Genomic DNA, 14,143 nt, shown 5'->3' with positions numbered 1-14,143 from the left:
TGATTATAGCACTGCCTTTGGATACGAACCCAAAATCCGCAGCTCTTTGGCAAGCACTCTCATTTCATCAATCGCTGTCGATACGCTTTCATCGCTGATATGTCCGTCCATGTCAATGAAAAACACATACGACCACTTATTAGGTCTTTCTGGACGAGTTTCGATGCTGGTCATGGATACACCATGCTTGTACAAAGGTTGTAATAATTCAAGCAATGCCCCCGCCTTATCAGGACTTGACACCATGATTGAAGTTTTATCCGTACCTGACGGTGCAATTTCTTCACGACCGATGATGAGGAATCTGGTGGTATTGCCTGGATTGTCTTCGATGTTTTCATGCAATTTGTGCAGACCATATTCAGCCACCGCCACTTCGCCTGCAATCGCTGCTGAATGCCATTCGTTTTGCAGACGACGAGCTGCCTCACCATTGCTGGATACCGCCACTCGCTCCACATTGGGAAAATTCACATCCAGCCAATGACGGCATTGTGCCAACGCTTGCTGATGAGCATAGATACGACTTAGGCTCTCCACTCGGGTGTGTTCTGCCACCAAGAAATGATGATGAATGGGTAGTTCTACCTCACCGATGATTTTTAGTGTTGATGACAAAAAAGCGTCCAAAGTATGGTTAACCACGCCTTCTGATGAGTTTTCGACAGGCACAACACCATACATGGCATTGCCCGACTCCACCTCACGAAAGACATCGGTGATGGTTGTCAAAGAAACGGTCGTAGCAGCTTTGCCAAAGTGTTTGAGTGCAGCAGCGTGCGTAAAAGTCCCCACAGGCCCTAAGAATGCCACTCGTTGCGGCTCTTCTAGCTCCAAGCACACCGACATAATCTCACGAAACAGACGAGCCATTTTTTCGCCAGACAGCGGCCCTTCATTGCGAGCCATGACGGCTTTTAGCACCTGAGCCTCTCGCTCTGGACGATAAAAAATTGGGTGGTCGCCATGATTTTTTTTGACCACAGCGACTTCTTGGGCGATTTTAGCACGCTGATTGATGAGTTGCTGAATTTGCTCGTCAATCACATCAATTCTGCGGCGGTGAGCTTGAATTTCATCGGTATTGATGGGGGTGTTTTCGCTCATTGCTCGGTATCCTTCTATCAAAATATCGACTTAAACCATAAATACCACCATCATACACGATTTTTTGTGTTTGGTGTAGGCTTTCGACAAATTTTATTTATGCTTTTTGTATTTTTCATCATTTTTGGTTATAAAAACTCACACACCACTGATTGTTGGCACAGCCATCAAAATATTATCTATTTGGTGATTTAAATAAGCTAATATGGCGATACAATCACTCGTATTTTTATAACTTTTTTTCATAAAAAAAGTATTGTCTTTTAAAAATTTTTATCTTATGATATGGCTCATTCCTCCCTTCATTAGCATTAGGAGACTGCGATGAAATTGATGAAAACCCTACTTGTTGCCCTAGCGTTGACTGGCAGTGCAGCCTATGCCCAAAGTTGCGAGCAAGCCATTGAAAGCGAAGACAGTGCGGCTGCTAACATCTGTGAAAAAGAGCTTGCCTCATCAAACGATGCCAATCTGCAATATTTGACTGGTTTTGCTTATGACAAAAAAGAAGACTTTGAAAATGCTGCCAAGTTCTATGCCAAAGCCGCTGAGCAAGGACATGCCAAATCTCAATACAACCTAGCCACCATGTATTCAGATGGTCAAGGTGTTGCACGAGATGAAAAGAAAGCAGCAGAATGGTACACCAAAGCCGCCGAGCAAGGTCACCCAGAGGCTCAATTCAACTTAGCAGTCATGTATCGCAAAGGTTATGGGGTCGCCAAAGATAAAGCCATCGCCAAAGAATGGTTTGGTAAAGCCTGCGACAACGGCATTCATGAAGGTTGCTCTCGTCGCTAATATCACGATAGCATGATATCCACCCCTTTTATCACTCCATTGATAAAAGGGGTTTTTCATGGGCTTGCTTGATGATTGATTTTTGCTTGCAAAATTTAACCCAGCAGCCACCCCAACAGAACCTAACAAGCCATTCATGATTCGCCTAGAAAATTGCTTAGTCGCACGACCAACATTCAACATTGACACACATATTATCTAGACTGATTTAAATCAGACCACGACAGCTTTTTACTTCATCAAACTGATAAATTAAAAAATTTTACTTGTCAAAAATACGATACATATGTAAACTAAACACAATTACCCAACTCCTTGACATTCTGTTGTCTTGGACATCGGCAATCAACAAGAAAGGTTTTTTATGAAAAGATATCAATGTATTGTTTGCGGCTGGATTTATGATGAGGAACTTGGCTGCCCAGAAGAAGGCTTGGCACCTGGTACTCGTTGGGAAGATATTCCAGACGACTGGACCTGCCCAGAATGTGGTGTAGGCAAGCTGGACTTTGAAATGGTAGAAATCTAATCCGCAGCATGATGACCAGCACCCCTTTTCACGCACAGCCACGCACACCGCCCGACTCATGGCAACGATTCGGTCAAATCGATTGGTATCCGTCCGATTTGTCTGACCATCTTTATCAAGCCATCATTGATATTGGCGATGGCATTCAGTTGTGTGTGGAAGCTGGGGGCAATCCTGACAATCCTGTGATTATTTTTGTAGCAGGACTTGGTTCTCAGATGTTATTTTGGTCAGATGATTTTTTAAAATTATTCATGGAGGCTGGTTTTTTTGTCATTCGTTTTGACAACAGAGACACAGGATTGTCCAGCAAAATTCAGATTGACGGTCTGCCCAGACTCAATCCTCTAAAAATGATGCTCAAAATGCAAGCAGGATTGTCCAATCGCCAAGAACAAGTCGCCTATACACTCACCGACATGGCAGAGGATGTAGCTCGCCTGACTAAGACCTTGCAGCTTAGTCAAGTCAATCTGGTCGGTGCATCGATGGGCGGCATGATTGCCCAAATCGTTGCTGCACGCTACCCCAAATATATCCAAAATCTGATTTTATTATTCAGCACATCCAATAGAGCATTTTTAAGACCGCCCAATCCCAAGCAATTCATGACTTTCATTCGTCGTCCCGAAAGTCATTCTCAAAGAGACATGGTACGCCATAGCGTCTGGTTCATGACCGCTGTTGGTTCGCCAGGTCATTTGGACATCAAAGGCACTCGTGCCATTGCCGAAAAACGCTACCAAAGAAATTTTCACCCATTAGGCGTATCTCAACAGCTCACCGCCATCTTAGCATCTGGTTCTATTTTAAGATTTAGCAAACAAATCAAAGCAAAAACCCTCATCATTCACGGCGATAAAGATGGGCTGCTACCAGCCAGTCATGGCAAACTTCTTGCCAAAACCATTCCCAATGCCAGCTTTACTTTGGTGCAAGGTTTGGGGCATGATTTGCCAGCCTACTATCATGCACATTTGGTGGATTTAATCAGTCGCCATTGTCGATGATATTGCCAATAAATTGGTCGGTTTGATTGCCTCAAACGACCCACTATCCATTTCATCAATCCGTCAAACAAAGGCTAAAATTTGCCAGAAATGACTTTGTTTTGTGCAGGTTTTTTGATATGATAAGGGGCATTATTTGGTTATTTCTTTGGCAAAAAATTTACTCGGTCATCTGATGAAAACTGTGCATTTTACCACTGGCGATACCGCCATCATCAATAACATCTATTGTATTGGACGCAGTTATGCTGAGCATATCAGCGAACTTGGCAACACGCCAACAGGCGAACCTGTGGTTTTTTTAAAACCAACCACCGCCTTAACCACCGCCAATACCTTGACACTACCCTCCTTTTCAAATGACATTCATCACGAAGTTGAGCTGGTTTTATACATCGGTCAAGATGTGGCTGATGATGCAGTGGCAACCGTTGAATGCGTGCAGGCGTATGGTGTTGGGCTTGATTTGACCGCCAGAGATATTCAAGCCAAACTCAAAGAAAAAGGCTTGCCATGGACGCTTGCCAAAGGATTTAAAGATGCAGCTTGGCTATCTCCTTTAACACTTGGCACGCCTGATGTCTGTGAGCTTTTTTTGTCGGTTAATGACGAAGTTCGTCAGCACGACACCACCGATAAAATGATTTTTGATATTGCTTACCAGCTTGATTATCTGCATCGACATTTTGGTCTAAGAGCAGGTGATTTGATTTATACTGGCACACCAAAGGGCGTGGGTAAACTTACCGCTGGCGACACAATGACAGCAGGCATCAATGGCGATAAATTTGTCCTCTCTGTCGCCTAATACACTCATGATGGTCAAATTGTTCAGCCATCATCAATATTTTAAACGATTGTTTCAATAAATAGGAAGTTTTATGAATATCTTGGTCTTGGGTACAGGTGGACGAGAGCACGCCTTAGCTTGGGCGTGTGCCAAAGATGAACGAGTACGCACTGTCTTTGTTGCCAAAGGTAATGCTGGTACAGCCACTGAGCCAAAACTACAAAATGTCGATTTGGACATCGCCAATCATGAACAGCTCATCACATTTTGCCAAAACAACGATGTTGCTTTCGTGCTGGTTGGCCCAGAAGCACCTTTGGTTGCTGGCGTGGTTGATGATTTGCGTCAGGCTGGCATTGCCATTTGGGGGCCAACACAATATTGTGCTCAGCTGGAAGGCTCAAAAGCTTTTGCCAAAGCCTTTATGAAACAGCACAACATTCCCACCGCTTTTTATGAAGTCTTCACCGATGCTCATGCTGCCAAAGACTACATCGTTGCCAAAGGCACGCCCATTGTCATCAAGGCAGACGGTCTGGCGGCTGGCAAGGGTGTGATTGTCGCCACCAATCAAGAGGAAGCATTTGCTGCCGTAGATGATATGTTGGCGGACAATAAATTTGGCGATGCTGGCAGTCGTGTCGTCATCGAAGAATTTTTGGCTGGCGAGGAGGCCTCATTCATCTGCATGATTGATGGCAAAAATATCCTACCAATGGCAACCAGCCAAGACCACAAACGCATCTTTGAGGGCGACTTGGGGGCAAATACTGGTGGCATGGGTGCATATTCCCCTGCTCCTGTTGTTACTCCGTCAGTACATGATAAAGTCATTGAGCGTATCATTCGTCCTGTGGTTGATGCAATGGCAAATCATGGCACGCCTTATACAGGCTTTTTATATGCAGGCTTGATGATTGATGAATGTGGCAATCCACAAGTCATTGAATTTAACTGCCGATTTGGCGACCCTGAGACGCAGCCCATCATGATGCGACTAGAAAGCTCTTTGGTACATCTGATTGAACAGGGCTTGGCAGGCAATCTACCTGCTCATGCCGACTGGTCGAAACAGGTTGCCTTAGGTGTAGTGCTTGCCAGTCGTGGCTACCCAGAAAGTAGCTCCAAGGGCGATGTCATCACAGGATTGTCCACCAACAATCCTGCCATCAAAGTATTTCATGCTGGCACAAAACAGGTTGATGGCAACATTGTTACCGATGGTGGACGAGTACTGTGCGTCACTGCACTGGCAGATGATATTGCCACCGCACAAACCACCTCCCTAGAAGCCATCAAAGACATTCACTTTGATGGCATGCAATATCGTCGTGATATTGGCTGGCGTGCCATCAATCGATGACTGCCGATAAAAAAGAGCGAGACATCATCGCTCTTTTTTCTTAACATCTTTAAAACGCCTTCACCTTAAAATTTCGGCGGCGGTCTAAGGTCTAAAAAGTATGCCAAACTAGGTTTTTTCGTTCGCCATTAACTTGCCTGCGGTTGGGAAGATAGTAGCGGCTTGACAAGCTCACCACGAACGGTTTTCTTTGTGGCATACTTTTTGAACCAGAACCAAAATTTCTTATTCGTCTGATGGTGTTTGGTTAGACCCATCAGACACAAGGTATCCATGATGGTCAGCCTGATTGCCAAATTTTTATCCATAAAAAGTACGTACACAAGCCATTGGCTGCCAATTTATCCATCAAATCTTTACCATCAATCAGTCAAACCAATGATAGCGAGTATGGAACGACTTGGGCAACTGATTGGTGGCTTTTTGTGAAAAATACAAAATCAGTTTTTAAGCAGATAAGCAAAGCACACCTTTTTGCATACTGTTTTTGTCAAGGGTAATCTGATTGATTATTTTACCCATTAAGCATCAGTCGGATAACAAGCATTAGCGATTTTATTGGCAAAATGCTATAATAGCGACATTGTCAAACAGTGTTATTGCAAGTTAATTATGAGTCAGCCACTTGATAAACTAAAAACCAGCCCATTCCAACGCCAGCTATCCATCGCCAAAACCTCGCTCAATATCGGTAAAAACTGGGCAAAATCAAGCGTGGGCGGACTACTGCTCAGCAAAGAACAAAGAGCCATTCAAAAACATCAGCTACTCCAAGAACAAGCTGACTATTTGGTTAGCGAACTTGGCAAACTTAAAGGGTCTGTGGTGAAAGTTGGTCAGATGCTGGCGTTATATGGCGAGCATTTTTTGCCCAAAGAAGTGCTAAATGCCCTGCACACACTTGATGCTAGTACAACGCCTTTGGCTTGGCAAGTCATCGAACACAGCATTCGTCAGGAGCTGGGCGATAGGATTGATGATTTTGACATTGAACGCACACCACTTGGTACAGCCAGTTTGGCACAGGTGCATAAGGCGGTGCATAAGTTCACAGGCAGACAGGTCGTCCTAAAAGTACAATACCCCAATGTAGCAAATTCCATCAATTCAGACCTTGCTATTTTTAAAAATTTATTAAAAATTACCAATGCCGTTCCTCAGACTAAGGCACTAGACGATTGGTTTTATGAAATCAATCATCTGTTGCACAAAGAAGTGGATTATCGCCTAGAAGCCAACACCACCAAGCGATTTGCTCGATATTTGGCAGACGATGAACGCTACATCGTACCGACCATTTATGATAATTATAGCACCGACCGCTTGATTTGCATGAGCTTTGAAGCTGGGGTCTCGCTCAATGATGAAAGCCTGACCACACTGCCTCAATCTCGAAAAAATGCCTTAGGACACGCTGCCATTGAGATTGTGCTAAGGGAGCTATTTGAATGGGGAGAAATGCAGACAGACCCAAATTTTGGTAATTATTTGGTGCGACATGAAGATGGCATTGATAAGCTGGTATTGCTTGACTTTGGTGCGATTAAACAATTTGATGAACATCTGCTTACCATTGCCAAAGGACTGATTCAGGCAGGCTATCAGCAGGATAAAACCCTGATGATGTCAGCGATGACTGGCTATCCATTCTTTGACCATCTCAACGGCAAGCCAAAATCCGACATGGCAGAGGTGTTTTTGATGGCATGCGAACCCTTTGCCAAGCCAAGCACCCTAGATTCACAACGCCTTGATGATACAGGCAGTTATCGATGGGCAGGCAGTGATTTGTACGCCCGTGTGATGGCACACGCCAAGCAAGGCATGCAGTCATTGGAATTTAGCCTGCCCCCCAAAGAGATGATGTTCATCAGTCGAAAATTCATCGGAGCGTACGCTTTACTGGTTGCTCTTGATGCTAGAACCGATGGCGACGCACTCATGGCACCATTCATGACTGCCCAAACCGCCAAAACTGATACTCTTACTTAGTCATCATCTAAACTAAAATTGCCCAGCATGCCCTTAAATATGTGTTAAATGTGTGTTAAATGCGTGTTAAGATTTTTTGACATCAAGAAATTTTAATACGCCATGAGCAGCGGCACGACCTGTGGCAAAACAGGCGGTCAAAAGATAGCCACCAGTCGGTGCGTCCCAATCAAGCATCTCGCCTGCACAAAACAGCCCTGCCTGATGCAAACACTGCAAATCATCGTCCAAGCAGGACCATTTCACACCGCCGCCTGTGCTAATCGCCTCATCAATGGGGCGAAATCCTGTGCATTTGATGGATAAATCCTTGATGTGATTTGCCATTTTTATAAAATCCGACCAGTCGGTTTTATTGGTGCATTCTCGCAAAACGGCAATCTTGACTTTATCAAGTCCTAATTTTTTTAACACAGTGTTAAGGGATTGTTTTTTGTTTTGTTGAACTATTTTAATGATGGCATCAAGGCTTTTGTCGGGCAATAAATCCAAATGCAGCACAAAACCCTCCTGATTCATCGCCTGTCTCATCGTGTGATTGAGTCGATAAATTAGACCGCTTTCTAGCCCATAATGGCTGATGATAATATCGCCCTGATGGCTGTGCTGTGGCTGCACCCAAGCCTTGACTCGCTTAATGGCTTGACCATACAGCGGCTCAATGAATGATGACCAGTCTTTTAACACGCCCACATTACTGGGGTATAGTGGCGTTAATTGCTCATCATCAAACCACTCTTGCCACGCCCCATCACTGCCCAGCTTAGCATGCGAACCACCGCCACACGCCAAAATCACGGCATCAAAATCTTGGGAAAATTGCCTGATGACCTCGCCTTTTTGGTCGGACTGCACCAAAGTTAAGGTGGTGCCTTGCACATCAATACAGCCGTGCCGATAATAAAACGCCACACCAGCCTCTGACAATCGATTTAGCCACGCTCGCACCAGTACCGATGCTTTCATCTGCGTTGGAAAAATGCGTCCAGTTGAGCCAACAAAACTCTCCACACCCAAACCCAACATCCACGCCCTGATGGCATTGGCATCAAAGCGTTGAACATAATTTGCCAATCGCTCATCATGCACCAAGTAGCGACTGACAAACTGGTCGAGCGGCTCAGCGTGTGAGATATTTAGCCCCGTCTTACCAGCCATCAATATCTTACGAGCGGCAGTCGGTTTATGCTCATACACAGACACCATCACATCATCATGGGACGACAACACCTCTGCCGCCATCAATCCTGCCGCTCCTGCACCAACAATGGCAATGTGCTTTTTATTCATCATCTTGTCTGCGTGCCAACCGCCCCAATCTCATCAAATCGGGTGCGATATCCTGCTGGTTTGGTAATCGTCAATTCTTGACAAAGCTCGCCTCTTGCCAGATATTTAATCTCAAAATGCGTTCGTGCTGATGATGGCTCAATCGTGCGTTTTTGATAAGGCAACAACCAAACAGCATCCAGCAAATCACAAGCCTCATCAATATAGCTGGCAATGTTGCTTGCCAACACAATACTCGCCCCTGCCTGCATACGAGATAATAAAAATTCAAAAAATGGCATATTCAGCCAGCGTTGATTTTTATTGTGCGGCTCTGGATTGGGGTACAACAAGAACACGCCTGCCAATGAATTTGGCTCAATAAAATGCACACAAAACGCAATGGCATCAGCATGAATGGCTTGCAGATTGTCTGGTGCATGCTGGTCAAACCGTTTATCAAATGCAGCAAATTTTTCACTGGTGCGTTCCACCGCCAGCAACTGTGCCTGCGGATTATTTTTGGCAAATAATAAAGCGTGCTTACCTTTGCCAGCACCAATCTCCAAATACAAAGGTCGATTCGTCTGGGTTAAAACCACGCCTTTGGGGGCGTGCAGATATTGCCAATGAAACTCTCTGGCAAAATGGTGGCTAAGTGACATAAATAAACTCTAATCCATCATTAGCATTGATGACAACCGACATCATACTTGTATCGGGCTTAATTTTTACCAATCTTATGTCTGATAACGGACAAACTTTGGCAAGACAGCCTACCATCAAAGGTTTGGCTAGCACCAACAAGCGTGTCATCAATCCCTTTTTGATACTTTTTTACAAAAAAACATCGTCAATAAAAAACCTAAGCAAATTCAACGCCCATATCATCAACAACATGCTTTTAAGAGATGAGATGATGAGTGAATGCTTGTGATGCGTATTATATCCTATTTTGATGAAATAATCGCCCTAAGATTGGCACAAATCTTGTCGCAACAAACATTTTCTTGACATAAAAATCCCCAAAAAATCAGCAGAATGCTTTATAATAGAACAAAACAATCACACGAGATTATTATGATTATTGCATACACCGATGGTGCTTGTAAGGGCAATGGCAAAGAGTTGGCGGCTGGCGGATTTGGTACGCACATCACCTACCCAAATGGCGACATACTCAACATCTGGGGTGGCGAGCCTGACACCACCAACAATCGAATGGAACTCATGGGAGCAATCACCGCCCTAGAACGCACGCCTGCCGATACACCGATTCAAATCTGGACGGATTCTAGCTATGTTCAAAAAGGCATCAGTGAATGGATACACGGCTGGAAAGCTCGTGGCTGGAAAAAATCAGACGGTAAGGCGGTACTTAATCAAGATTTATGGCAACGCTTAGATACCCTTAGTCAAAATCGCCGTATTGATTGGCAGTGGGTCAAAGGTCATGCAGGGCACGCAGGTAACGAAATGGCGGATAAACTTGCCAATCTGGGTGTCGATGGTGCTGGCGAAACATTCATTCCCGCCTTAACCGACCAAGACGCCACGCCAAATTCATCAACAGACATCAGTGTGCATACCACGCCATCGTCAGAGCATTGCGAACAAAACCCTGCCTATGATGGCGATACCAGTCGTATCAATCCTGATTTTTGGGCGTTATTACCCAAGCCTGACAATCGTGGCAAGCCCGAACGCCAACTCATCATGGATACAGAGACCACAGGTTTTGAAGACCAAGGCGGTGATCGTATCGTTGAGGTGGGTATCATTGAGATGGTTGGTCGCAAATTTACTGGCAAAAAACTGCATGTCTATATCAATCCCGACCGAGAGATGGACGAGGAAGTCATCAGAGTTCATGGCATTAGCAATGAATTTTTGACCGACAAACCAAAATTTGCCGAAGTCGCCCAAGACATTTATGAATTTATGGTGGACAGCGAAGTCATCGCACACAACGCCAACTTTGATATGCGATTTTTAAAAATGGAATTTGACAAAGTTGGACTGACCGACTTTTTGGATAGAGTTCAAGTGACCGACAGTCTGGCAATGGCAAGGCAAATGTATCCTGGTCAAAAAAATACACTTGACGCCCTAGTCAATCGCTTGGGTGTAGGCAATAAAAACCGTACTTTCCACGGGGCATTACTGGACTCTGAGATTTTGGCGGAAGTTTTTTTGGCGATGACAGGCGGTCAGCTTGCTTTGTCAATGGACGAAGAAGTCAAAAATAGTGAACAAAATGAACAAGGGGTTGCGTTTAGCGATTTATCACAATATGCCAGCCTAATTCAGCAGTCTGGTGCTGATTTTGACGCTGACCGCATTTGGCGAGAGTCTGTCTTATCGTGATGTGGGTCATTCGTGGCAGTGGTGTATTATGTGATGAAAATGGTCTGCCACACACTTTTGCCAATACGCCAAAATCAGCCATCAAGCTATTTGCACCGCCCCATCATTGGTTGGCGACACATGCCATCGGATTGACGGACGCATTGGAGCTTGGGTTGATATATCCCTATGGGCAAGGCTATGACAGCAAAACCGCCAAAAACCTGCAATTCATCGAATTTGGCAACTTGCTTAGCCACATGGACGAAACAGCCGCCAATCATCTAAGCCACGCCATTGCTTTGGTTCGGTGGCAACATGAGCATCAATTTTGCGGTGTGTGTGGTAACAAAACCATCTTTCATCGCCACGAATACGCCAAAATCTGCACCGCCTGCAAACATCACGCCTATCCACGCATACAGCCGTGTGTGATTGTTGCCATCGTTCGTACTGACACACCAAAACCACAGCTACTACTTGCCAGACACCACAAGCACAAAAGTGGCATATTTGGACTGATTGCAGGCTTTATGGAAGCAGGCGAGACGGTCGAAATGGCGATTGTACGAGAGGTGCAAGAAGAGATAGGCATTTGCATCAAGGACATTCGTTATTTTGGTAGCCAATCGTGGCCATATCCTAGTAATTTGATGCTGGGATTTTTTGCCCATTATGACGGGGGCGACATCGTCATTGATAAGCAAGAGCTTGCCGAAGCGGATTTTTTTGAACTAAGCCAATTACCTCCCACGCCTCGTGCTGGTAGTATCTCTCATCAATTGATTCGTGCTGTCATCGAACAGTTTCATCATCATTAACTCATTAACCAAACATTATGACTGACACCACTCATCTGGACAGATTAAGCGATTTGCCCATTTTGTTTTCTCCGCTAGCCATTGACCGCTTACCAGCCAGCCAAAAAATCGCCATCGCCAATATCGATGCCATCTTGCCCCAAACCCAATGCGGACTATGTGGGCATCACGATGGCTGCCTGCCTTATGCCTACGGCATCGTCATCAATGGCGAACCAACCAATCTATGCGTGCCAGGCGGTCAGGCGGTCAGCGACCAAATCGCCTCTTTGCAACAAAGCACATACTTACCAGCCACACCCAGCAAACACCCCATTGACGAACATACCAATCGCCCCATAGAAATGCGAGCCGTCATCGATGAATCTAGCTGTATCGGCTGCACCAAATGTATTCCCGCCTGCCCTGTTGATGCCATCATTGGCACGGCTAAGCACATGCACAGCATCATCAATGAGCTATGCACAGGTTGTGAGCTATGTATTGCCCCTTGTCCTGTGGACTGCATCAGCCTTGTGCCATATCCACGCACCCTGACCGACAAAGAACGACAAAACGAACAAACACACCTAAGAATCCGCTACCATAGACATCTGGGGCGTATGACCAAAACCATTGAAACTGGCGATAAACCTGTGGTTAGCACCATTGAATCCGCCATCGCCAATGTGCTAAGTGGCGAGCAGACCGCCATTGATGAAACCACCGCTAAAAACACCATTTTGGCTGCCAAATTACGCACCCAAATCAAAAAACTGACCAAACAACTGGCAGTGCGTGATGATGCAGCACTCCAAGAACAACTTAACCACCTTACCCAACAACTCAATGCTCTATCGCCATGAACCATCAATACACCCAACGCCAGCACCAACATGTCGAGCTGATTCGCCAGCTTGAACAACAAAACTTTATTTTTGCTCAAAACCCCAAACTCATCACCGAAACCCTAAAAACAGGCGATGAGTCCGCTTATGACAAGCTATTTTTGCGAGCTGTCAAGATTGATAGCACAGGCGAGCTGATGGACGCACTTGAAAATAGCCAGCTATACATTCGCACCGCTGTGCGTATGCTGTACATGGGTTATTTTTTCTTTGCATTGCTTGGCGTGGCAGGATTACTCAGCTCACAAGCGGTTAATTTTTTCTATGTGCTGATTGCTTTATTAGGCTGGCATACATTGTCGCTGGTTTTTTGGCTGATTAGCTTGGGCAGACGCAGACCGTCATTATTTGGGCTTTTGCTTGAAAAAAGCACGCTACACACCCCCATTGCTAAGGCTTTTGGGCAAAACACCAGCCAACAAGCCGCCATCGCCGTCATCGAACAAAGCATCGCTCAGAAGAAAAAATGGCACATCGCCAAAGTAATGCACGGTGCTTGGCTATTTGGTCTGTTGGGCAGTTTGCTGGGTTTGTTAGGTTTATTTTTGTTCAAACGCTATGATTTTGTTTGGGGTTCGACATTATTACAAAAACATCATTTTGAAATGATGGTACAGATATTAGGCTTTTTACCAAAACAATTTGGGCTTGCTTTACCAGACCTTAACAATACGAACGCTCACGCTGCCACATTTGCTTGGCTAATCATCGCAAGCATTGGTCTATACGGCATTTTTCCTAGATTACTGGCATATCTGATTAGTCATCTGCGTGCCAATACCAATTTTACCATTGATACCAATTTGCCATATTATCAAGAATTACTAAATAAATTCAGCAAACAAGTCATCGACCAAGACGACTACCAGCCCAGTAAGCCCACCTCCAAACAGACCCAAACACTCAGCGATAGATTGATTGGGGCAAATTTTGAATACCCAGACAGCACACCCACCAAATATGTCGCCCTTGAACAGTTTGGCGTGGTTGATGATGCTGACGATATTGCCAAATTACTCGCTTTGGCAGCTTCGGTACAAGCCCAGATATATCTTGGCGTTTCAGCACATCGACCACCTGATCGTGGCTCGCTAAGAAAAATCGACCAACTTGCCAATAACCCACAAGGTTTGGCGGTAGAACTGATTGGCTTGGAGCATCTTGTTGCTTGGCAAACAGCTCTCATCGAACGAAATATCATTATTGTTGATGGTGAATGAGTATCATA

14 protein-coding genes are annotated in these 14,143 nt (G+C 45.0%); 10 read left to right on the top strand and 4 right to left on the bottom strand.

Going from position 1 to position 14,143, the window contains the following annotated elements:
- Positions 1–3: 3 nt before the first annotated feature.
- Positions 4–1,107, bottom strand: a complete 1,104-nt coding sequence (pheA, locus tag LU297_RS09285; protein WP_263076232.1) for a prephenate dehydratase — start codon at positions 1,105–1,107, stop codon at positions 4–6.
- Positions 1,108–1,431: 324 nt separating this feature from the next.
- Between pheA and LU297_RS09280 the strand changes: the two genes are divergently transcribed.
- From LU297_RS09280 to purD, 5 genes are all read left to right on the top strand, one after another.
- Positions 1,432–1,908 (top strand): tetratricopeptide repeat protein, encoded by a 477-nt coding sequence (locus LU297_RS09280; protein WP_263076231.1) that lies wholly within the window; start codon positions 1,432–1,434, stop codon positions 1,906–1,908.
- 364 nt (positions 1,909–2,272) lie between these two features.
- Positions 2,273–2,437, top strand: coding sequence for a rubredoxin (locus LU297_RS09275; RefSeq protein ID WP_263076230.1), 165 nt, complete (start codon positions 2,273–2,275; stop codon positions 2,435–2,437).
- 8 nt (positions 2,438–2,445) lie between these two features.
- Complete coding sequence (locus tag LU297_RS09270; protein ID WP_263076229.1) at positions 2,446–3,447, top strand: alpha/beta fold hydrolase; 1,002 nt, start codon at positions 2,446–2,448, stop codon at positions 3,445–3,447.
- A 175-nt stretch (positions 3,448–3,622) separates the two neighbouring features.
- On the top strand, positions 3,623–4,255 hold the full coding sequence (locus LU297_RS09265) for a fumarylacetoacetate hydrolase family protein (protein ID WP_263076228.1): 633 nt from the start codon (positions 3,623–3,625) through the stop codon (positions 4,253–4,255).
- A gap of 73 nt (positions 4,256–4,328) precedes the next feature.
- Positions 4,329–5,600 carry a phosphoribosylamine--glycine ligase gene (gene purD / locus LU297_RS09260; protein WP_263076227.1) on the top strand — a complete coding sequence of 424 codons (1,272 nt, stop codon included), beginning with the start codon at positions 4,329–4,331 and terminating at the stop codon, positions 5,598–5,600.
- Between the two features lie 128 nt (positions 5,601–5,728).
- On the opposite strand, the gene LU297_RS09255 is transcribed toward purD, so the two are convergent.
- Positions 5,729–5,908 (bottom strand): hypothetical protein, encoded by a 180-nt coding sequence (locus LU297_RS09255; protein ID WP_263076226.1) that lies wholly within the window; start codon positions 5,906–5,908, stop codon positions 5,729–5,731.
- A 304-nt stretch (positions 5,909–6,212) separates the two neighbouring features.
- Between LU297_RS09255 and LU297_RS09250 the strand changes: the two genes are divergently transcribed.
- The gene (locus LU297_RS09250) at positions 6,213–7,592 is read left to right on the top strand and encodes an ABC1 kinase family protein (RefSeq protein ID WP_263076225.1); all 1,380 of its coding nucleotides are present in this window, start codon (positions 6,213–6,215) and stop codon (positions 7,590–7,592) included.
- Positions 7,593–7,658: 66 nt separating this feature from the next.
- Here LU297_RS09250 and LU297_RS09245 read toward each other — a convergent pair whose 3' ends face one another.
- Positions 7,659–8,882, bottom strand: a complete 1,224-nt coding sequence (locus tag LU297_RS09245; protein ID WP_263077390.1) for a TIGR03862 family flavoprotein — start codon at positions 8,880–8,882, stop codon at positions 7,659–7,661.
- A complete protein-coding gene (locus LU297_RS09240) occupies positions 8,882–9,526 on the bottom strand; it encodes a tRNA (guanine-N(7)-)-methyltransferase (protein ID WP_263076224.1) in 645 nt (214 codons plus the stop codon). The genes LU297_RS09245 and LU297_RS09240 overlap by 1 nt, the downstream gene beginning before the upstream one ends.
- A gap of 415 nt (positions 9,527–9,941) precedes the next feature.
- Between LU297_RS09240 and dnaQ the strand changes: the two genes are divergently transcribed.
- Genes dnaQ through LU297_RS09220 form a run of 4 tightly spaced genes read left to right on the top strand, consistent with a single transcriptional unit; the run spans position 9,942 to position 14,135 of the window.
- Positions 9,942–11,228, top strand: coding sequence for a DNA polymerase III subunit epsilon (gene dnaQ / locus LU297_RS09235; protein ID WP_263076222.1), 1,287 nt, complete (start codon positions 9,942–9,944; stop codon positions 11,226–11,228).
- On the top strand, positions 11,204–12,028 hold the full coding sequence (gene nudC / locus LU297_RS09230) for an NAD(+) diphosphatase (RefSeq protein ID WP_263076221.1): 825 nt from the start codon (positions 11,204–11,206) through the stop codon (positions 12,026–12,028). Before dnaQ ends, nudC begins: the two co-directional genes overlap by 25 nt.
- A gap of 14 nt (positions 12,029–12,042) precedes the next feature.
- The gene (locus tag LU297_RS09225) at positions 12,043–12,873 is read left to right on the top strand and encodes an RnfABCDGE type electron transport complex subunit B (RefSeq protein ID WP_263077389.1); all 831 of its coding nucleotides are present in this window, start codon (positions 12,043–12,045) and stop codon (positions 12,871–12,873) included.
- Positions 12,870–14,135, top strand: a complete 1,266-nt coding sequence (locus LU297_RS09220; RefSeq protein WP_263076220.1) for a DUF2868 domain-containing protein — start codon at positions 12,870–12,872, stop codon at positions 14,133–14,135. Before LU297_RS09225 ends, LU297_RS09220 begins: the two co-directional genes overlap by 4 nt.
- Positions 14,136–14,143 lie beyond the last annotated feature (8 nt).

Origin of the sequence: Moraxella nasicaprae (assembly GCF_025643275.1) — a bacterium.
GTDB lineage: Bacteria > Pseudomonadota > Gammaproteobacteria > Pseudomonadales > Moraxellaceae > Moraxella > Moraxella nasicaprae.
Note: the sequence above shows the minus strand (reverse complement) of the source record. Positions and strands in the feature narration are given on the sequence as shown.